Source organism: Frankia sp. Allo2 (genome assembly GCF_000733325.1).
GTDB classification, from domain to species: domain Bacteria; phylum Actinomycetota; class Actinomycetes; order Frankiales; family Frankiaceae; genus Frankia; species Frankia casuarinae.
Map to the genome: position 1 here is coordinate 156,608 of NZ_JPHT01000008.1, position 20,468 is coordinate 177,075.

Sequence of the window (20,468 nt, forward strand, 5' to 3'; positions counted from 1 at the left end):
CTGCTTGGAGTTCTGGCCGCAACCGCTGAGGAACAGAGTCGATGGGATGACGAGGGCGCCAAGCACCGTCACCATGGCTCGACGGCCACGGTGCCTCGGCGTCCGGGGCCATCGGGATTGGAAGGAATGTATGGTGTCCATAATGATTCAGTAGTCTACTGCCCTATGCGCAACTTTTCCACCTACCCGAGAGGCCGGGTTTTCCNCCCGTCCGCGAGGTCAAAAAGATCCTGAAGCGTCCTTCCGGTGATCACATCAGTACCTTCGGCGGGTAAACCAGCCCGCCTCTTCCGAACCTTGCTGGTGCCATTGATGATCAGGTGTGAGCTCAATGGAAGTACTTTAAGAGCGTGTCTCACGCGGCGGTTCCCGGTAGATAAACGATCATGGATGTGATGGAGAGCGGCTTGCTCTACGTCCGGTCCCGGACGAGTTGTGGAAGCTGGTTGAACCGTTGCCACTCCGGTTCGAGGCAGGTCCGCAGGGCGTTGAACACCCCCGGCTGCTCGGCGAGGATCGGGCGGCCAGCGTCTGCTCGCCGACGTGGGAGCCGTCGATCGCGGCCCCGAGCGTCGCTCGCGACGCGTAGGTGGTCATGAGCGCGGCGCGCACAAGTAGGTGGGGCGGGTCGTCGGCGGTGCCCGACGGGCCGAACGCGGCCCGGCTCGCCGTCGTGTCCAGGCAGCGGGTCTGGGTGCCATCGTCCCGCACGCCGGCGGGTCACATACCGTTATCAACCTCCATTCTCAAACCCCTTCTGACCGACAATCTCAAACACCTTCTCAGATCTCTGCGAATTCGCGAACGGCCTGGATGAACTGGTTGAACTGGCTACGGTGCACGTCGTGTGATGCGTTGTGCAACTCGACGGTGGTGCAGCAGGCGGGCAGGATGCGGCGTGCGTGCGCCCATTCCTCGTCGGACCACAGTCCGCCCCGCAGCGGGTTGGCGCGGATGAGAAGGGTCCGAACAGTGAGCTGACCTAGGAGCGGGAGTAGCGAGCCCGTACAGGATCCATCGCGCACCAGGCTCTCGACGATGGCAGGGTCGGCGTACCGGAAACCCTCCAGCAGACTGTCCACATCATCGGGGTGCCAGCTGGGATGAACCATGGCGAGGATTTCCCGCAGTTCTATTTCGGGCAGTGCGATGGCCTTGATCAGATCGTTGATCTGTTCGCGCTGCAGCTTTGGTGACATCATCACCGGGGGGTCTTCAAGAACAAGACTCGACACCGTCGGGGGAAGCTGCTCCGACTCGGCACCGGTCGCGGTGACCAGGGCCACGGCGGCTCCCCACGAGTGGCCGACCAGCATCGGCTCCTCGACCCCCAGGGCGGTCAGGAAGGACACCACATCATCAGCGGCCTTGCGTAGGCCGTACGACCCGATGGGTGCTCGAACACTGGCACCATGTCCTCGCAGATCGAGCGCGAACACCTGGTACCTATCCCCCAGCGCGGGGCCGACACGAGACCAGCTTGCAGCCGATCCCGCGTTGGCATGCAGCAACACGACCCGCATTCGTTCATCTCGATCTTCACTCCAGACCCGATAGCTGAATCGGCCGGCAGGCAGATCAATGAATCGTGCGTGCCAGCCAAAATTGGCACGGCCAGCGTGTGCGCCCGTCATGGCAGGCTCTTTTCTTCGTCAGCGGTGGCCGCTATGGTGCTACGGTCGCACCAGCTGGCGATTCCGCGGGCCGGATCCGCTCCCACGTCAGGTACGGAAGCCGGATGCCAGAGCCGTCCCACTTCGCCGGACAACACAGCGTCAACACATTCTCTCTCAACGCGAAATTGCGAACCTGGTTCCCTCCAATCCATTCGGGAACAGACGCCACCTGCACATGANGGATGACTTGATCATCCTCTAGGCAATAGGTTCCGCAGTATCCGATGTAGGGATGGTTCATAGCGATCGATTCGGCGTCGACCTGCGAGCTATTCATGAATTCGGAGACGGATGCGCTTGAGGTGCGACGCTGAGGGTCGCGCAGGNGTGCGGACATGTGGCCGTCGGCCGCGTAGANCACTAGACCGCTCGGTTGGGTGCCCATGGGCATGCTGAGAATTATTCCATTGCGGTCAGTAACGATGAACGAGACAAGCTTCCATGCTCCGACTAGCAAAGGTCCATGCGTATCGAGGTGGTCCGAAAAATCCGAACTGGTTACGCCGCTCATGAAGGCAAACCTCCATTGATGTTGGATTAGCTTAGATTGTTGACTTGCTAGTCCGAGGTCGACAGTTCGGAGGCCACGCCACANCCCCTCCCTTCAGCGTCCGGTGATGGCGGTACAGGAGCCCCTTCCCTGATGNGGGGGTGANCCCCCGCCGATGATCCTCGCGATCCGTAGGAGGTGGAGGCCGCGTGCAACAACACCGCGGTACACGTCCGTCTTGGTGGCGGCAGGGCCGGGGAGGCTGGCGAATTCCGACCTCCGCTATTCCCGCGGAAAATCCAAAATTCATGATCACGTCTCGCGGAAGCGGTTGATCGCTTCCAGATGGCGGGTCCGTATCGCGTTGTCGCGCACGCCGAGGCCCTCCTGCGGCGCGAGGCACAGGACCGCGACCTTGCCCTGGTGCAGGTTGCGGTGCACCTCGTAGACGGCCTGGCCGGTCTCGTCCAGTGGATACACCCGTGACACGGTCGGATGAACCAGCCCCTTGGTGATCAATCGGTTGGCCTCCCAGGCCTCGCGGTAGTTCGCGAAATGCGACCCCACTATCTTTTTCAGATTCATCCAGAGATAGCGGTTGTCGTAGGAGTGGACGAAGCCGCTGGTGGAGGCGCAGGTGACGATCGTTCCGCCGCGGCGGGCCACATAGACCGAGGCGCCGAAGGTCTCCTGNCCGGGATGCTCNAAAACGATGTCCGGATCCTCCCCGCCGGTGAGCTGCCGGATCTTCTTGCCAAAGCGCTGCCATTCCTTCGGGTTCTGGGTGTGCTCATCCGTCCAGAACCGGTAGCCTTCCGACGTCCGGTCGATCACCAGCTCGGCGCCCATCCTGTGGGCAATTTCGGCTTTCTCGGAAGAAGAGACAACGCAGACTGGGATGGCACCGCCGCGCACCGCCAGCTGCGTGGCGTAGGAGCCCAGACCCCCGCTCGCGCCCCAGATCAGCACGATATCTCCCTGCTTCATGTCCGCGCCGTTGCGCGACACCAGCTGACGGTATGCGGTGGAGTTCACCAGGCCCGATGCCGCGGCCTCCTCCCAGCTCAGATGCGCCGGTTTCGGCATGAGCTGGTTCGCCTTGACCAGAGCCAGTTCGGCGAGGCCACCGAAGTTGGTCTCGAAACCCCAGATGCGCTGCTCCGGATCCAGTATCGTGTCGTTGTGGCCCTCCGGCCGTTCCAGCTCGACCGACAGGCAGTGGGCCACCACCTCGTCACCTGGCGACCAGGCGTGTACCCCCGGCCCAGTGCGCAGCACGACACCGGCGAGATCGGACCCTACGACGTGANAAGGCAGGTCGTGTCGCTTGCTGAGCGGGGAGAGACGGCCGTAGCGCTCCAGGAAACCGAACGTCGGCAGGGGTTCGAAGACCGACGTCCACACCGTGTTGTAGTTGATCGAGGACGCCATCACGGCGACCAGCGCCTCACCGGGGCCGATCTCCGGTGTCGCGACCTCGTCCAGGTGCAGTGAACGTCGGGGGTCTTTGTCGCGGGATGCGAGCCCACTGAAAATGTTGACGTCTTCCTTTCGGACGACCACTCCCCGGTAGGTCTCCGGCACCCGGAGGGATGTAAAGGCCTCCTTGGGCGTGTCACCGGCGAGAATAGCTGACCTTATTTCTTTCACGGTCGAACTCTCCTATACGATGCCGACATCGAGCAGATGTTCAGTAGACCCGGAAACCCCGCCCGGTCTTGTACCCCAGACATCCGGACCTGACGAGGTCTTCCAGCAGGAGCGTCGGGGTGTACCCGGGTTCGCGGAACTCCCGGTACAGGGCGCGCTGGATGGCGAGTGTCACGTCCAGGCCGATGACATCGGCGAGTTCGAACGGCCCCATCGGGTGTGCGCAGGCGACCTTCATGGCTGTATCGATCACATCGATATCCACGTAATGGGACTCCAGCATCTTCACCGCGTCATTGAGATATGGGAACAGTAGGGTGTTGACGATGAAGCCGGCGCGGTCGGCACACCGGACCGGGTACTTGCCCGCCGTCCTGGCCACGTCGAAGACAGTCGCGGTCACGTCGTCCGCGGTTACGATGGTCGGCACGATCTCGACCAGGCGCATCTTCTTCGCTGGGTTGAACCAGTGCATACCGACCACATCCTGCGGGCGGGACGTGGCGGTGGCACACTCGATCACTGGCAGCGAGGACGTGGTCGTCGCGAGGACCGCTCCCGGGCGTGCAACCGTGTCGAGTTCAGCGAACAGCGCCCGTTTGACGTCCAAGTCCTCAACGACCGCTTCGATGATGAGGTCACACTCGGCGAGGACGGACAGATCGGTCGAAGCTCGAACCCGTGCCAGTGTNGAAGTACGCTCGTCCGATGAGATCTTTCCCCGTTCGACCGCTTTGTCCAGTGACCGCTCGATCTTCGTCCGGACAGCGGCGATTTTCTTCTCGCTCCGTGCACGGAACACCACCTTGTAGCCATGGTGGGCACAGACCTCGATGATTCCGCTGGCCATGGTGCCGGTGCCGACCACGCCGATCGTGTGCACCGGCCGTCCTGGGACCGCGAAGAAGCCGAGTTGGGGTGGTTCGACCATGTCGACGATCTCGGAGGAGTAAGGGGCGGCATAGGTGTAGAAACCCCGCCCGGTCTTGCGGCCGAGCATGCCGGCGGTCACTAGCTGCTTGAGCAGCGGGGCCGGTGCGTGCAGGTGGTCGCGGGAGGTGTGATAGATCGAGTCGAGAATCTCGTACGCGGAGTCGAGACCGATCAGANCGAGCAGTGCCAATGGGCCCATCGGGTGACCGCAGCCGAACCGCATGGCGGCGTCGATGTCCTCACGGGTGGCGTAGCACGCCTCCAGCATCCGGACAGCGCTGTTAAGGTACCCGAACAGCAGGGCGGTCACGATGAAACCCGCCCGGTCCCCGGCGACCACCGCGGTCTTTCCGACCTTCGCGACGAGCGTCCCGACATCCTCCAGTACAGACGGGTCGGTGACCGCAGTATGGATGATCTCGACCAGGCCCATGACCGGTGCGGGGTTGGACCAGTGGGTCCCGACAACCCGGGAGGGGCGTGAGGTAGCGACGGCCAACGTGATGATTGGCAGGGAGCTGGTGTTCGTCGTAAAGATCGTCTCTGGCGGACACAGCCTGTCCAGCTCGGCGAAGAGCCCGAGCTTCTTCTCGATCCGCTCGGGAATCGCCTCGATGACCAGCTGGCAGTCGGCCACGGCCTCGATCCCGGTTCCGGCCTGGATACGGGCGAGCAGGGCGTCCCGCTCGACCTTGGTCAACTTGCCGCGGCTCATCGCCCGGTCCGTGGAGTGCCGGATCCGATCGAGCCCACGGGCCAGCGTCTCGTCGTTGAGCTCGACGCCGACCACCTCGATGCCGGCGCGCGCCATTACCTCGGCGATGCCGGCGCCCATCGTGCCGAGCCCGACAACTCCGACCTTCGTGCCGTTGAGGCTGGATATCCATCAGGTCACCGGTGGACGATCCGGTGCGCTCGCCCCGGATTCTTCACTATTATCCCCATCAATTGCGCCCTGTCTGGGGCGATGCCCCAATGCTCCGGACGGAAGCCGTCGACAATCCGTGTGGTTATCAGGTCGAACACCTCCGCGTTGAGGCGCACCAGGCTGCGGTGGGCATCCCCGGTGCGGCTGACCAGGCCGGCCTGCTCGAGTACCTCGATGTGCTTGCAGACCGTCTGCACGTCGGCCTTGCACCACTCGGCGAGCTCGCCGAGTGGTGCAAGGCCGACGTGCAGACGCTCGATCAGGTCACACCAGGGCGGATTCGCAAGAGCCTCGAAGATCTGAAACATGATCCTGACCTTCCCCTGCAACCACGATACATCAGCTGATTCGTTTACGATAGCCCACCGAGTGGCCCATGTCGTCAACTGTACGGATGAATATGGGCGTCCTCGGGGCGACGCGTGAGGCCTGCGGTCACCTATGGTCTGGCGGCGCGGTGGCGAACATGATCATTTTTGATGACGGACGGTCCGCCCGAACCCGCCGTGGTTGGCGCTGGAAGCCAAGGGATGGCAGGACGACCTGCAGCTTCGCGACTGTCGCCAGACGGCGGCGGTTGGCGCTAGGAACGTCTCTCTGTAACGGGCAACTGGCTGAGTGGTTGCGATCTACGTGATCGCTTGTGATCGCTCGAGTCTCGCCTGAGGTGCTCGGAAGTGGTGTGTTCCGCCGGGTGCGTGGTTCGGTGTCGGCCGACTGCGCTGCGACCGGGTCTTCCGCCTGCCCGCCCCGCCCGCCGAAGGCGTCCGGCCGGCCACCCCGCCACGGCCCCGGCAGCCCACCCGGCCACGCCAACCGACGACAAGCGATCATCCAACCGGTCGGGAAGACCACGGACAGGTCAACGACCGCAGGACCTGAAGGACCGACAAGTTAAACGACAAGGTGCGCCACGAACGTGGAAGGGAGTGAATTGTAGGAAGAGCTTCTGACTGCGGTGCTGTGTAGCAGATGAAGGATTTGGCCCTTCGGAGTCGCTCTGCGGAGGGAGGCTCCAAGCCGCCACATGCAGCTACCGCCACATGCAGCTAGGGGGAGGCAGGCATTTCCCTGCCCTACATCCGCGACATATTAGGACACGTCGACCTGTCCACCACTGAAATCTACGCACGGGCCTCGACCGAAGCCAAGCGCAAGGCGCTCGAAGCCGCCTACACCGACATCGTCACCGACGACCTCCCCGAGTGGAACCAGGACCCCGACCTGCTCAACTGGCTCACCTCGCTGTGAGCCCCCGCCGCTGACAGGTTGACAGGTTATGCGCAGCGCTCAAGCCCCGATCGGGTCCTCACCAGGCCCGACAGGCCAGCACTGCGCATAATCCAGCGCTGCTCATTAGGCTCTCCGATCTCACCCGTGCTGGCGAACCTGTTCATGCACTACGCGTTCGACGCGTGGCTGGCCCGGACCTACCCGGGCGTCGCGTTCGAGCGCTACGCCGACGACGCGATCGTGCACTGCGACAGCAGGAGTCGGGCTCGCCACGTGCTGGCCGCGCTCGACGACAGGATGGGACAGGTCGGACTGCGACCGCACCCGACCAAGACCAGGATCGTGTACTGCAAGGACAGCAACCGGCGCGGCTCCCATGAGCACACGTCGTTCACGTTCCTCGGCTACACCTTCCGCGCCCGCAAGGCACGCAGCAGGCACGGGAAGTTCTTCACGAACTTCCTGCCCGCGATCAGCAAGGAAGCCCAGAAGAAGGTCAGCGGGCAGGTCCGCCGATGGCGGCTACACCTGCGGACCGGCCACACCCTCGACGAGCTGGCACGAAAGATCAACCCGATCGTGCGCGGCTGGGCGCAGTACTACGGGGCGTTCTACCGCTCCGCGCTGCTTCCCCTCCTACAGCGCATCAACGCCTACCTGGTGCGTTGGCTCCGCAAGAAGTACAAACGGCTGAGACCGTTCCATAAGGCCCTGGCCTGCTGGCAACGCATCACCCGCCAACGCCCCGGGCTCTTCGCCCACTGGGCATGGACGTCCAACGCCTGGCGATGAGGATGACAAGAGCGGAGTGACGGGAGACTGTCATGCTCCGTTCTGTTGGAGCCCAGGGGTGCAATTCCCCTGGGCCACCCGACCTCAGGAAAGCGCGTTACCCTTCGCCGAGGCAGGGACCATCCATCCGAGGCTTTCGGCCCAGCGGCGGGCACGTTCGGGTTCGCCGGCCACCAGGGGGCCCNGCGGGCCGTCGACGTAGAAGCTCCGTGGACGGTCGAGGAGGGAGAAGCCGAGACGGTGCAGGCACCTTGCCGCACCGGCCGCGGCCGAACCCGCGGGACGGGGGTGACGGACCTTCGTGTCGAACGTGGCCGCTCCGGTGAGCGGCGTCCCCTCGGGCGACCCACTCGGTTGCCTGGGCAGTGCCTCGAGCCACTCCCGGATCCCGATCCCCGGCGACACGACATTGCCCTCGGTCCGCCTGGTGGCGTCGTGCCGGGTCTCGGGCCGACTCATCTCGAACGCATGGGTGGGCCCGCCGACGATGAGGAGCCTGACATCGTCGTTCAGGGCCGGGTCCGCGGTGCCGACCTCTACGAGTCCGACGTCCAACCACGTCGACAGGCCGATCGCGACGGCGTCCGCGATCACCCTGGTGTTGCCGAACATCGATTCATACACGACGAGGGCGCGCATCTCGTCCCACTCCTCACCCGGAACCTCGTACCGGAGCCTCGTACGGTCCCGGCCGAGGGCGACGCCCGAATACCCGCGCTGTCCCGGCCGCCGTCGGTCTGTCGGNTGCCGCCGCGAGCTCCGGTCCTCCCGGTTCTTTCGGTTCTTCCGGTTCTTGCGGCCGTAGGGGTCTCCTCGGCCGTCGCGGGCGTCGACCCTCGATCCAGGTTCCAGACCAGTGTCATCCGTGGACGGCCACGCAGGGCAGGGTAGGACGGTCTGGTCAAACCGGACATTCGGCACGGTCGGCGGCTTCCCCATGGGCCGCCGCCGGAGGTCGGTCCGCGCCGCCGGGAGGCCCGGGCGGGAGGTATGGCGGGCGTGCGGTGAAACGAGCGAACGCGGTGTGGAGGGTGCTGGTCTCCGTAGCGACACCGGCCGGTGTGGTGACGAAGGTAGCGATGGTAGACAATCTCCTCACCGTACGTCGTCTAGCGGGTCGCACAGGAGAATAGATGATCATGGAGGAGTTGCCCGAGTGGGCCGCGGGGATCGATGTCAATCGCCCGAGCGCCGCACGGATGTACGACTACGCGCTCGGCGGATCGCACAATTTCGCGGTGGACCGGGAGGCGACGCGCGCCGCCATCGAGATCCTCCCGGACGCCCTGCTGATCGCCAGATCGAACCGGTTGTTCCTGCACCGGGCGGTGCGCTTCCTCGCTGCCGAGGCCGGGATCACACAGTTTCTGGATCTCGGCTCCGGGGTGCCGACGGTCGGTAACGTCCATGAGATCGCCGAAGGGGTGAATCCGGAGGCCCGGGTCGTCTATGTCGACATCGACCCGGTCGCCGTCATCCACTCCCGGATGCTGCTGGCCGACAATCCGCGGGCCACGGTGCTCCAGGCGGATGTTCGGCAGCCCGCGTCGATCCTCGGCTCCAGCGCGGTGGCCGAGCTGCTCGATCTTTCTCAACCGATCGCCGTGCTCATGGTGACGGTTCTGCATTTCGTCCCCGACAGCGATGACCCGGCTGGCGTCATCGATTCCTTCCGGGAGGCGACGGCGCCGGGCAGCTACCTGGCCATCTCGCATGTGATCGCGGACGAGCGGGCCGTAGGGATCAACCAGGCCGGCAAGGTCTACGACGAGACCCCTACCGGGGTGACCCCGCGTTCCCGTGCGGAGATCGCCGGTCTGCTCCGCGGATACGAGCTCGTTGACCCGGGCCTGGTCTACCTGCCGGCCTGGCGCCCGGACGCGGCGAGCATGGGCGCCGATCCCCTCGCGGACAACCCGGTGCGTTCCACGATACTTGCCGCGGTCGGGCGCCGGTAGCTCGCCGTTCCCGCCTGTTCCTGACTGTTCTTGGTTTTTATGATTTTTCTTGGCTATCTTTACTTTTTTAATTTTTTATTGGTTTTTCTCCGGCTTCCGGCGCTTTTCCGGCCAGCGGCCGAGGTTTTGTCACAGGGCGGGTCAGGCCCAAGGTTTGTCATGGTCCGGCAAGAAATGCGTGCGATGAGGAGTGCGTGCGGTGAGGTCCCTGCCCCAGACAGCCCGCCAGCAGGGCGTCGCGCGCTTCGCCCAGGCCTGGGCCCGAGAGATCCTCGGCGCCAGCTATCCGGCGATCGGCCTGATCGACGTCGAGCAGCGGTTACGGGCGTTGAGCGACCGGCTCGTCGACGCCCTGCTCGCCGAACCGTTCACGGCCGACCCTGCGGCCGCGGTCGGGGCTGCCGTCGTCGAGTACACCTTCGGCGCCGCGGACGCGTTGGCCGGAACCATCGAGATCTGTGGCACCAGACTGCTCACCGACCTACGACTCGGGACGGCCGACGGGTACGGCGCCCGGCTGGCGGCGTTGCAGGGCGGGCTGGCCCAGGGATACGCCCATGCGCTGCGGGAGCGGATCCTCGCCGGGCAGGACTCGATCCATCGCGCGGCTCTGCACGCGAGCGATGCCCGCTTCCGGATGATCTTCACCGGCTCCGCGATCGGAATCCTGATCAATGATGGAGGCGGACGGATCATCGACGCCAACGACGCTTTTCTGCGGATGCTCGGAGTCGGCCCGGGTCAGGTGCAGGGCAGGTCAATCGACGAGTTCGCGCATCCCGAGGACGCGAGGGAGCTCCGGGAGGCCTATGCCGCCCAGCGGACCGCCGGACCGGAGCACATCCGGATGGAGTGGCGGTTCACCGGGATCGGCGGGTCGGTGGTGTGGGCCGAGCTGACCACGTCGTGTCTGCGCGACGACGACGGGCGGTGCCGTGCGCAGCTCTCCATGATCGTGGATGTGACTGACCGGCATCTGTTGCAGAACCAGCTGCGCCGCCAGGCGCGGCACGACCCGCTCACCGGCCTGCCGAACCGGACGGTACTCATCGAACGGGTCCACGAACTGATGGCCACGGGACCGGAACGTCGCATCGGGCTGTGCTTCATCGATCTGGACGGATTCAAGATGGTGAACGACAGCCTCGGCCACGACGTCGGCGACCGGTTGCTCGTCGCCGTCACGGACCGGCTGCGTCGGGTGCTGTCCCCGGAGCAGCTCCTGGTCAGGATGGGTGGTGACGAGTTCGTGATCCTTGTCGCCGACACAGCCGGCACGGCGGACGCCGTCGCCGTCGCCGAGACCGTGCTGGCGGCGCTGGCGAGCCCGCTGCGGGTGGGTGACCACGCGCTGTCCATCGGAGCGAGCATCGGCATCGTCGAACGGCCCGTCGCCGGCGGGGACTACGCCGATCTGCTACGGGCCGCCGACATCACGCTCTACCGGGCGAAGGCGGAGGGGAAGGGTCGCTGGGCCCTGTTCGAGGCGGAGCGAGGCGCCCGGCAGGTGACCCGGCACACTCTGTCGACCATGCTGCCCCGCGCCCTCGAACAGGACCAGTTCGTCGTCGAGTACCAGCCGATCATCGCCCTCGGCGACGGTGCGGGTGCCAGGATGGCCGCCGGGGCGATGGTCGGGGTGGAGGCGCTGGTCCGCTGGCGGCATCCTGGCCTCGGTCTGCTGCCCCCCGATCTGTTTATCGGGATGGCGGAGGAGACCGGGCAGATCGTGCCCCTCGGCCGGCGCGTGCTGGAGCTCGCCTGTCGGCAGGCGCGGCAGTGGCAGGAGTGTCATCCGCACGCCCTGTTCGTCAGCGTCAACCTGGCCGCCCGGCAGACCCGCGAGGCCGGCCTGGTGGAACAGGTCCGACGCATTCTCGACGAGACCGGGCTTTCCCCGGACCTGCTCCAGCTGGAACTTACCGAGAGCGCCTTCATGGGCACGGCCGACGAGCCGCTGCGGGTCCTGCGCGGGCTCGCCGAGATGGGCGTGCGGATCGCTATCGACGACTTCGGCACCGGTTATTCCAACCTCGCCTACCTGCGTCGGCTGCCGGTGCACACGCTCAAGCTCGCCGGACCGTTCGTCGAGGGCTTCCACTCGGCGCGGGACGCCGACCCGGGGGATGAGGAGATCGTGCAGACGCTGGTCACGTTGGCCCACACCCTGCGCCTGACGGTGACCGCCGAGGGCGTCGAGACCCCGATGCAGGCCGAGCGGTTGCGCGCGGCCGCCTGCGACAGCGCGCAGGGCTTTCTCTTCGCGCCGCCGCTGACGGCTGAGGAGATCACCCAGAGGATCCTCACCCGGTCCGCTGGCTCGGACCGAACATCTTCGAGCCCCACGCAGGCAGCGCGGGCGGCATGGGCGCGCTGATCCCGTAGGATGCGCTGACCTCTCCACCCCCAGTGGACCCTCGGCCTGGATGGCCTTGGCTCCTCCGGGCGGGGGCTCCTCCGGGGCGGGGCGCCGGTCGGTGATCTGCGGTCGGCACCCGTCATACGCTGGGAGTTTGGAGTCGGTAGTCCCGGGAATGGGCGGCGTGTCGATGTCTTCGACGCCTCGGTCCTCCCTGTCCTGGAGGCGGGGCGGACGGGGGCCGCGCACCGGCCCTGAGCCCAGACACCATGAGTCCAGAAACCATGAGCCCAGACGAGGACGGGACCGCCCGTCGCCGGGCGGGCCGAGGATCATCCTGAGCGGATCGCCGACCGTCCCGCGCAGATCGTGAATCGTGCCGGGGAGGGTGTGGAGGAGCCCAGGGACCGGGCTGCCGGCCGTTTCACCGGCCGTTTCACCGACCGCGCCACCGGAGGGGCGACGGGCCGGGATCCGGCGGACGCGGTCGAGCGGCTCTTCGGCGGGGCCGGCACCTGGCTGGCGCAGGGGGATCGGCCTTGACCGGGCATCGGCCGTCGAGGGACGCGACACGAGGGAGTAGCGGCCATGAGCACGACGGCCGGGGCTGAGGATCTCACGGCCCTCGCCCGGCGACTCGCGCCCGAGGTCGTCGAGGAGGCCGTTCGAGAGGCCCGCGAACTCGCCCGACATCAGATCGTCGAGTGCCTCGCCCGTGAGATCACCCGGGTGGCGATGGAGGGCATCAGGCCGGCCGTGACCCCGCCTCGGGACCTTCCTCCCGTTCCGGTCTCGCAGTCGGGGTCGGTTCCGGAGTCGGAGTCCGTCTCGGAGTCCGTCTCGGAGTCCGTTCCGGAGTCCGTTCCGGAGTCGACTGTCGCAACTGTGGGCGTGGTCGGGCCTGGCATCCGGCCGTCCTCGCGCGTGTCCCGGACCGACCGCGGTCTTTACGTATACGGCATCATCCCCGCGGCGAGCGACACCGCCGGAATCGATGGGCTGGGCGCCGACACCGAGGTGGACGCGATCGCGCGGGATGACGCCCGTCGGCACACCGGTCGGCCGGGGCGGATGTTCGACTGCGCGTACCTCGTGCCGCGTTCGGAGGAGGATGCGTTCCTCACCACGGCGACCGCGCTGACGCGGGAGCTGGACGCGGCGGGGTGCCCCGCCGAGGCGACGGGTCCCTGGCCGCCCTACTCGTTTGTCCATATCACGCTGGGTGGTTACCAGCATCTGGGCGGCACCTTCGACGGTCACGAGGACTCGCCCGGCGGTGGAGCGCCGGTGGTTGACCGGGTGCGCACCACTGACCGGGTGCGCACCGCCGATCGGGTTCCGGACGCCGATCGGGTCCCGGGTCCTGTCGGAGGACGGCATGGTGCTGTCGGAGGACGGCATGGTGCTGTCGGAGGACGGCATGGTGGCGGCGATGACTGAGCTCGGCGAGGTGCTGGTTCCCCGGGGGGGCCATGCCGGGACGGGGCGCTGTGCGGGGGCAGGGTGCTTCGGTGGGCCGGGGGAGACGGGATCGCCCCGACCCCCCCGGCGTGTCGAGGGCCCGCTCCGCCTCCTCCGCGGACGAAGAACGATGGAAGAAGGCGAGGACAGCGCCATGACCGTCTCCAGCCAGTCCATGAACCGGGCTCCGAAGCCCAGCAGCCTGGCCGATGTCCTCGACGTCGTGCTCGACAGGGGAATCGTCATCGACGCCTACGCGCGGGTCGCGCTGGTCGGCATCGAGGTCCTCACGGCCGACGCCCGGGTCGTCATCGCGACCGTGGACACCTACCTCCGGTTCGCCGAGGCGGTGAACCGGCTGGACCTCGCGCCCAAGGAGCAGGTCCCGGGCCTGCCCGGACTCATGCATGAGGTCACCGACGGCACCGCGAGGCAGAAGTCGAAGGGGGCGCTCGAAGGATTGAAGGATACCGCCGAGGAGGCGGTGGGCTCGCTGCGTGGCGGATCGTCCGAGGAGCACGCCCGGCGGGATCTGCCGGCCGGGCGCAGCGCGCCGGGCGACCGCCGCAGCGGCCGAGAGGGATGATCGCCATGTCTGTCATCATTTATGGCATCACGCGGTCCGGGCATCCGGCGCCGATGCCACCGCCGCCCGGCATCGGACACCCTCCGGGGCAGGTGCACCTGGTGCGGTTCGGGCCGTTGGCGGCGGCGGTCAGCGTCACCGCGGATGTCGGGATTCTGGGCGAGTCCGAGGCCGTGCGTCATCTGGATATCCTGCAGCGACTTCTCGCCGGAGGCCCCGTGCTGCCGCTGCGGTTCGGGACCGTCGCCCCCGACGAGGCTGCCGTATGCCGTGAGGTCCTCGCCCCGCTCGCCGACGAGATGCCCGATCGGCTCGATGCGCTCGAAGGGCTGGTGGAGCTGCATCTCGACGTGGAGGAGGACGAGCGGTCCGCCCTCACCGAGGTACTGCCGGGCAGCCCGTTCGTCGGGGTCACGCCGTCCGCGGATCTCGACGCGCGGATCAGGCTGGGCCAGCAGGTGGCCGACCTGGTCATCGCCCGCCGGCAGCGCCAGGCCGATGCGATCCTCGACCTGCTGCGTCCGCTGGCGCTGTCCGACCGGCCACGGCGCCCGCACGGCGGCGCGGATGACCCGGTGCTCAGCTGGGCGTTTCTGCTGCGCGATGCCGCCGTGGATGCGTTCGACGCCGCCGTCGCCGATCTCCGTCGCGCCTGTCCGTACTTCACGATCGAATACGTCGGCCCACTTCCCGCCATCGACTTCGCCGAGGACCCCACGGGTCCGCCCGGAGCCGGTGACACGGCGGACGCCGACGCCTTCGGGGGGACCGGCAGATGGGGTTGGAGCTCGGACTCCGACATCTGGGAAGGGAATGATCAATGAAGGGCTCCACCAGGGGCGCCGTCACTTTTCATCCGCTCGCTGACGGCCTCACCCGGATCCTGCCGACCATGGAATACTGTCCCAGCGGGTAGTGTCGGCATCATGGTCGCGGGACGCCTGGTCGGGATCTATACCACGCCGATCCGGGGTACCCGGATGCGGGCCCGTGAGGCCGTTCGAATGATCGAGGGTCACGGTCTCGAAGGCGACCGCTACGCCACCGGCACCGGGACCTACTCCGCGCGCGGTGGCGCCGGTCGCGCCGTCACGCTGATCGAGCGTGAGGTCATCGCCGCCGTGGCCGCGGATGCCGGGGTGGCTCTGGCCGAGTGGGAGACCAGGCGAAACCTGGTGACGGAGGGCGTCGCGCTGCTCGACCTCGTCGGGCGGACCTTCCGCATCGACGACGTTGTCCTGCTCGGTGTCCGGCCCTGCCCACCGTGCTCCTACCTCGAACAGCTCACCCGCCCCGGGGTCTGGAGCGCGCTACGCGACCGAGGTGGCCTGCGCGCAGACGTCGTGCGTGGCGGCACCGTCCCGATCGGCGCGACGATCATCATCCCGCACCGGGAGGCCGAGCCCGTCGACGCGGTCGTGCCGGATCACGCGGTCGCGTCGGGTGCGCCCGCCCCGACCGGTGGAGGATAGCGCCACGCATCCGGGTCAGTACCGCCAGGCGGGATCCCGGTGTAACCGGGCTGGTTCTTCAGCAGCCCGACGCGGGCGGCCACGCCGAGACTGTAGACCAGTGCCCGGACGCGGGCGTCGATCTCGTCGCGGATCGACCGGATCTCCTCGAGCGTGCACTCCGCCGGATCATCCAGTTTCCAGGTGAGGTAGCGCGTGTCGGGGTAGCTGGGAACGGCGTCGCCGCATCCCATGTTGATGACGACGATGGAGTCGCGGACCATCTCGTTGGTTAGTCGCTTCGGGGACTCCCGGGACAGGTCGATGCCTACCTCGGCCATGACGGTGACGACTCCCGGGTGGATGGCCGGGGCCGGGGCGGTGCCGGCNGATCGGGCGCGGAACAGGCCACGACCATGTCGGTCGAGCAGGGCGGCGCCTATCTGAGAACGGCCCGCGTTGTGGACGCAGACGAACAGCACTTCGGGCGGACGAGCCACGAACGCTCCTGGTCGGCCGTGCTGGAACGGTGGGATAACGGGTTGCCGGGGTTGCGGCGGAATGTATTTTCTTCGGATCTGGATGCCAGGTCGCGATGTCAGGAACTTGTTTGAATGTTGATGTTTTCGCGGGCTTCCGTTGCAACGGATGTTGGGTATGTCTCGATGGGGTATCGTCGAACACGGTTTCGCCGGGTGCGGCATCGCGGACCGTGATTTCATGGACCGAATATTCGCCGACTACGAGTCTTGCCGGCGCGACCATTGCCGACCGTAAACGCCGCCGGTCATTGTCAACAACATTTTGATAACACTGATGTAATCGTTCGCGTCGGCCGTGGGTTGCCAGTGGCATACTCCCACGGGTGCCACCGGGTGCTCCCCACGGGGGTGACGAAGTCCCGGCGTCGCCCTGATCACTTCTGGTGGGCGAGGCTCTGGCGGCAGCCGGGAAGATCGCTGAGATGCCGAAGCCGGTGGCGGTGATGGTCACCGAGGCGGTCGACCGTGCCTTCGAGGCGACCCTCGCCAACGCCTGACGGCACTCGGGCGACCAGGCAGACCTTCGCCGCGATGGCACTCGTCAGACCGTCCCCGGGGGCTCGGGGCTCGGGGGTAGGGACTCGGGGCATCGGACGGGGTCAGCGCCGCATCAGCAACGAGCCGCCCAGGAGATACGACCCGACCATCTCGAAGTTCGTCGGCGCCAGGGTGATGTGCGCGACCACGGTGTGGATGTCGCGGAAGCAGCGGTCGAGCCGGCCTGCCGCGCCCAGGGCCCTGGTGCCGGCCAGGCCGTGCAGGGTGTCCACGGCCTTCAGGGTGTTTTCGCCGGCGGCGGTGGCGGCGAGCCGGATCAGGGCGCTGAGCTTCTCCCCGCCGATGAGGCGGGCACTCGCGTGGCCGGCCGCATCGTCGAGCAGCAGTTCACCCGCCCTGACCAGGGCCGCGGCGCGGGCGAGGCCGGCCTGAACGGTATGGCTGGACGCCAATGTCTCCGTCCCGCGGGCAGGAACCGCGCTGACCGCCAGCCCCGGGAAGGCGCTCAGCGCGTCCTGGGCGATGCCGAGCGCCGTTGACGCGGTCGTGAACGGGCCGAAGTCGTAGTACGCGATGGGGTAGCCGCGCGAGGGCCGGGCCGCGGGCAGCCGGCGCAGCAGCCCGCCGTCGACGGTGTGCTCCTCGGGGACGAAGAGGTCGTCGACAGTGAAGCTGACGCTCCCGGTGCCGCGCAGCCCTATCGTGAACCAGTCGTCGGTGAAACGGACGGCATCCCGCGGAACGAACATCATCCGGGTTGTGGGCGGGGCCGGGGCCGACGAGTTCGCCTTACTTCCCGCGGCTACCTCGCCGGCCGCGCTGGTTTCGGTGACGAGTGAGGCGCACACCAGCCAGTCGGCGTGGGTGGAGCCGCTGGCGAAGGACCACCGACCGCGTACCCGGTAACCGCCGGGGACGGCCTCGGCGTGGCCCGACGGGTTGATCCCACCGACGACGAGACCATCGCTCTCCCGGAACATCCGGCCGGCCGTCTGCTCCGGGAGGTAGTCCGACATCCGGCCGATGACGCCCTGGACCCCCATCTGCCAGGCGACGGAGGCGTCGATCCGGGCGAGCGCCTGGAGCACCGCGGAACCGGTCCGGACACTCACCCCGCCGCCGCCGAAGGCCGGGGAGACCCACATCCGGTGGATGTTCTGCTCACGCAGGGCGTCGATGACGTCGGGCGGCGTCATTCTCTCCTGTTCGGCCTGTTCACGGTGCTGGACCAGGACTGGGGCGACTTTCTCGACCCGGGCGAGCCAGTGCCTGGTCTCGTCGTCGGGGTGGGCGGGGCCTGGCCAGAACATGTCACGCATCCACTCTGATCAACCGCCTGATCTGCGGAGACATCGTCCGTCCCTTTCTCGTCGAGGGAGGTAAAGGCTGGTCACCGACGGCAAAGCTCCGACTGAAGCCGCATCTACGGATAGATCATAGCAATTTCTACGTAGATACGGATCGCGAAAGCGCTAAGGGGCCGTGAGAGCGGCCCAGATTACCAGGGTTTCCCTGGCTCTGCGGCTCTGCGGCAGGCGGTGCGGGACGCCACGCACAGTTCACTTTTTCGCTTCCGAAACGGGGGCCGACGGCTGCCCGGAACCTGCACTGTGATGGTCGACGTCGGGGGACTGCGGCCATACGGACAGTGACAGGAGGGCCGGGCGAGATGGCAGAGGAACGCATGCCGAACCGACGGGATGTGCTGGCCCGAGCGACGGTGGCGTCCCTGGCGGCCGCCGCCGGCACCGCCGGGGGGGGTCCGGCGGCGCGGGCCGCGGTCGCGGACCGGGCCCCGGGCCAGGTGCGGGGTGGCCGGCCCACGTTTACCTCCGGCGTGCAGTCCGGCGATGTCACCGCGGACAGCGCGGTGGTGTGGGCACGGGCCGATCGGCCGGCGGTGCTCGCGGTCGACGTGGCAGCCACCGAGACGTTCACCGCAGCCCGGCGGGTCGGCGTCGTCCGGGTGGACGCGGCGACCGACTTCACCACCTCGGTGCCGGTCCGCGGCCTGCCTGCCGGCGAGGAGGTGTTCTACCGGGTCCGCCTCGCCTCGGCGGATGACCCGGCGCTCGTCGGCGAGACGTCGACCGGCCGGTTCCGGACCGCCCCCGGCCGTGCTGGCGACGTCTCGTTCGTCTGGTCTGGTGACATCTGCGGCCAGGGGTGGGGTATCAACCCCGATCTCGGCGGGATGCGGATCTTCGAGACGATGCGCCGGCTGAACCCGGACTTCGCGATCTGCTCCGGGGACACCGTGTACGCGGACGGGCCGATCCTCCCGACGGTTCCGCTCGCGGACGGCTCGGTGTGGCGCAACCTCGTCGTCCCGGAGAAGTCCAAGGTCGCCGAGACCCTCGCGGAGTACCGCGGCAACTACCGGTACAATCTGCTCGACGCAAACCTGCTCGCGTTCAACCGCGAGGTGCCGTGGGTGTTCCAGTGGGACGACCACGAGACGCTCAACAACTGGTATCCCGGTGAGATTCTCGACGACTCCCGGTACAGCGAGAAACGGGTGGACGTCCTCGCGGCGCGCTCGCGGCAGGCGTNCCTGGAGTACACCCCGTTCATTCCCGGTCGGGCCGACCCGGGCGGGAGGATCTACCGCAGGATCTCCTACGGCCCGCTGCTCGATGTCTTCGTCCTGGACATGCGCTCGTTCAAGAACCCGAATCCCGACGCCCAGGAGGATCCCGCCGGCGTGGCGATACTCGGCCGCCACCAGAGCGAGTGGCTGCTGGCCGGGCTCGCCGCCAGCCGCGCCACCTGGAAGGTGGTCGCCGCCGATCTCCCGCTCGGGCTGCTGGTGCCGGACAACCCGAGCGGCGTGGAGGCGGTGGCGCAGGGCCGGCCGGGTGCCCCGCTGGGGCGCGAGGTGGAAATTGCGGACCTCCTCGCCGGCCTCCGCCGGCACCGGGTCCGCAATGTGGTCTGGGTGACTGCTGACGTCCATTACACGGCGGCACACCACTACCACCCGGACCGGGCTGCCTTCACCGATTTCGACCCGTTCTGGGAGTTCGTCTCCGGGCCGTTGAACGCCGGCACGTTCGGCCCGAACACGCTCGATCCCACCTTCGGCCCCGAGGCTGTTTTCGTGAAGGCCCCTCCGGCGGGTCAGTCCAACCTGCCGCCCTCGGCCGGTCTGCAGTTCTTCGGCCGCGTGCACCTCGATCCCGGTGGCGGGCTCACCGTGGAGCTGCGGGACTCCGGCGGTGCGGTGCTCTGGTCGACCACGCTCGCCGTCGTCTGACCGGTCACCGCCTCCTGACCGGTCACCGCCTCCTGACCGGTCACCGCCCCGGATTGACGGGTCCTGCGCCAACCATGCCGTTTGCGGGCGGGTACCGGTTCGTGAGCGTGGAACCCGGCGAGGAGGCGACGGGCGTGGGTGACATTCTGGTCGGGACGGCTTCCTGGACGGACCCGACGCTGCTGAGGTCCGGATGGTACCCACCGGAGGTCACCAGCGCCGGTGCCGGCCGGTGCGGATCTACGTGGAATTCCGTAACCACACCTGGATGGACGAGCGCAACCGTGAGGAGACACTCGATTTCCTCGCCTCTCAGANGATTCTGCACGTGTGCGTCCACATGCCCCAGGGCTACCCAAGTTCGATTCCGCCGGTGCTCGCAGCGACCGCCGATCTCGCGGTCGTCCGGTTCCACGGTCACAGCGAGCGGTGGACGGGTAAGGACATCCACGAACGCTTCGACTACCGCTACAGCGAGGACGAACTGCGCGCATGGCCCCGAGGATCCGGGAGCTACAGAGCTTGAATGGTCAGGGTCTGGCTACGGCGGTTNCGGGNCGATGATCAGTTCGGTCTGGCCGAGGAAGCCGGCGATCAGGTCGGGCCGGTACTGGACGCGTTTGAGCAGGGTCTTGATCGTGGCGGTGAGCTGGTC

Annotated in this window: 18 protein-coding genes and 2 pseudogenes (1 of these 20 cut by a window edge); 11 read left to right on the forward strand and 9 right to left on the reverse strand. The window is 67.2% G+C overall.

Annotated elements, in window-relative coordinates:
- Positions 1-782: 782 nt before the first annotated feature.
- The 5 genes from ALLO2_RS23220 to ALLO2_RS08535 all read right to left on the reverse strand — a co-directional run bounded on the left by ALLO2_RS23220 (position 783) and on the right by ALLO2_RS08535 (position 5,985).
- Positions 783-1,634: an alpha/beta fold hydrolase gene (locus tag ALLO2_RS23220; protein ID WP_082456737.1), complete on the reverse strand. Its 852-nt coding sequence runs from the start codon at positions 1,632-1,634 to the stop codon at positions 783-785.
- Positions 1,635-1,665: 31 nt separating this feature from the next.
- The gene (locus tag ALLO2_RS28130; protein ID WP_084588378.1) at positions 1,666-2,187 is read right to left on the reverse strand and encodes a lipocalin-like domain-containing protein; all 522 of its coding nucleotides are present in this window, start codon (positions 2,185-2,187) and stop codon (positions 1,666-1,668) included.
- 291 nt (positions 2,188-2,478) lie between these two features.
- Positions 2,479-3,816, reverse strand: coding sequence for a crotonyl-CoA carboxylase/reductase (ccrA, locus tag ALLO2_RS08525; protein WP_035730980.1), 1,338 nt, complete (start codon positions 3,814-3,816; stop codon positions 2,479-2,481).
- A gap of 40 nt (positions 3,817-3,856) precedes the next feature.
- Positions 3,857-5,584, reverse strand: coding sequence for a 3-hydroxyacyl-CoA dehydrogenase family protein (locus tag ALLO2_RS08530; RefSeq protein ID WP_051875017.1), 1,728 nt, complete (start codon positions 5,582-5,584; stop codon positions 3,857-3,859).
- A gap of 56 nt (positions 5,585-5,640) precedes the next feature.
- Entirely contained in the window at positions 5,641-5,985 is a 345-nt protein-coding gene (locus tag ALLO2_RS08535; RefSeq protein ID WP_035730984.1) for a helix-turn-helix domain-containing protein, read from the reverse strand.
- Between the two features lie 961 nt (positions 5,986-6,946).
- Here ALLO2_RS08535 and ALLO2_RS08540 point away from each other — a divergent pair.
- Positions 6,947-7,702 carry a group II intron maturase-specific domain-containing protein gene (locus ALLO2_RS08540; RefSeq protein ID WP_011435452.1) on the forward strand — a complete coding sequence of 252 codons (756 nt, stop codon included), beginning with the start codon at positions 6,947-6,949 and terminating at the stop codon, positions 7,700-7,702.
- 84 nt (positions 7,703-7,786) lie between these two features.
- Here ALLO2_RS08540 and ALLO2_RS28135 read toward each other — a convergent pair whose 3' ends face one another.
- A complete protein-coding gene (locus ALLO2_RS28135; protein ID WP_035731048.1) occupies positions 7,787-8,341 on the reverse strand; it encodes a flavodoxin family protein in 555 nt (184 codons plus the stop codon).
- Between the two features lie 500 nt (positions 8,342-8,841).
- Here ALLO2_RS28135 and ALLO2_RS08550 point away from each other — a divergent pair, with 500 nt between their 5' ends.
- The 8 genes and pseudogenes from ALLO2_RS08550 (at position 8,842) to ALLO2_RS08575 (ending at position 15,538) form a co-directional block, all read left to right on the forward strand.
- Positions 8,842-9,660 (forward strand): SAM-dependent methyltransferase, encoded by an 819-nt coding sequence (locus tag ALLO2_RS08550; protein ID WP_035730986.1) that lies wholly within the window; start codon positions 8,842-8,844, stop codon positions 9,658-9,660.
- A 199-nt stretch (positions 9,661-9,859) separates the two neighbouring features.
- Positions 9,860-12,037 (forward strand): bifunctional diguanylate cyclase/phosphodiesterase, encoded by a 2,178-nt coding sequence (locus ALLO2_RS08555; RefSeq protein WP_023841289.1) that lies wholly within the window; start codon positions 9,860-9,862, stop codon positions 12,035-12,037.
- A 372-nt stretch (positions 12,038-12,409) separates the two neighbouring features.
- Positions 12,410-12,562 (forward strand): hypothetical protein, encoded by a 153-nt coding sequence (locus ALLO2_RS25515; protein ID WP_157493315.1) that lies wholly within the window; start codon positions 12,410-12,412, stop codon positions 12,560-12,562.
- A gap of 45 nt (positions 12,563-12,607) precedes the next feature.
- Positions 12,608-13,459 (forward strand): GvpL/GvpF family gas vesicle protein, encoded by an 852-nt coding sequence (locus ALLO2_RS08560; RefSeq protein WP_011435456.1) that lies wholly within the window; start codon positions 12,608-12,610, stop codon positions 13,457-13,459.
- A 175-nt stretch (positions 13,460-13,634) separates the two neighbouring features.
- Positions 13,635-14,066, forward strand: a complete 432-nt coding sequence (locus ALLO2_RS08565) for a gas vesicle structural protein GvpA (protein ID WP_011435457.1) — start codon at positions 13,635-13,637, stop codon at positions 14,064-14,066.
- Positions 14,067-14,071: 5 nt separating this feature from the next.
- Positions 14,072-14,890 carry a GvpL/GvpF family gas vesicle protein gene (locus ALLO2_RS08570; protein ID WP_011435458.1) on the forward strand — a complete coding sequence of 273 codons (819 nt, stop codon included), beginning with the start codon at positions 14,072-14,074 and terminating at the stop codon, positions 14,888-14,890.
- Positions 14,890-14,979, forward strand: a pseudogene (locus tag ALLO2_RS27040) (cyclase); the annotation flags it as partial. The gene ALLO2_RS08570 and the pseudogene ALLO2_RS27040, both read left to right, overlap by 1 nt.
- Positions 14,980-14,992: 13 nt before the next feature.
- Positions 14,993-15,538 carry an MOSC domain-containing protein gene (locus ALLO2_RS08575; RefSeq protein WP_011435459.1) on the forward strand — a complete coding sequence of 182 codons (546 nt, stop codon included), beginning with the start codon at positions 14,993-14,995 and terminating at the stop codon, positions 15,536-15,538.
- On the opposite strand, the gene ALLO2_RS27045 is transcribed toward ALLO2_RS08575, so the two are convergent.
- Complete coding sequence (locus tag ALLO2_RS27045; RefSeq protein ID WP_011435460.1) at positions 15,493-16,017, reverse strand: arsenate reductase ArsC; 525 nt, start codon at positions 16,015-16,017, stop codon at positions 15,493-15,495. The two genes, ALLO2_RS08575 and ALLO2_RS27045, sit on opposite strands and share 46 nt — an antisense overlap.
- A 641-nt stretch (positions 16,018-16,658) precedes the next feature.
- Positions 16,659-17,867: an acyl-CoA dehydrogenase family protein gene (locus ALLO2_RS08585; protein WP_023841286.1), complete on the reverse strand. Its 1,209-nt coding sequence runs from the start codon at positions 17,865-17,867 to the stop codon at positions 16,659-16,661.
- A gap of 359 nt (positions 17,868-18,226) precedes the next feature.
- Between ALLO2_RS08585 and ALLO2_RS08590 the strand changes: the two genes are divergently transcribed.
- Positions 18,227-19,813, forward strand: a complete 1,587-nt coding sequence (locus tag ALLO2_RS08590) for an alkaline phosphatase (protein ID WP_232234975.1) — start codon at positions 18,227-18,229, stop codon at positions 19,811-19,813.
- 214 nt (positions 19,814-20,027) lie between these two features.
- Positions 20,028-20,309, forward strand: a pseudogene (locus ALLO2_RS08595) (DUF72 domain-containing protein); the annotation flags it as partial.
- 45 nt (positions 20,310-20,354) lie between these two features.
- Here ALLO2_RS08595 and ALLO2_RS08600 read toward each other — a convergent pair.
- The coding region annotated (locus ALLO2_RS08600; protein WP_035730990.1) for a transposase crosses the window boundary (this coding region is incomplete at its 5' end): on the reverse strand, positions 20,355-20,468 show 114 of its 277 nt. Its footprint extends 163 nt past the window's final position.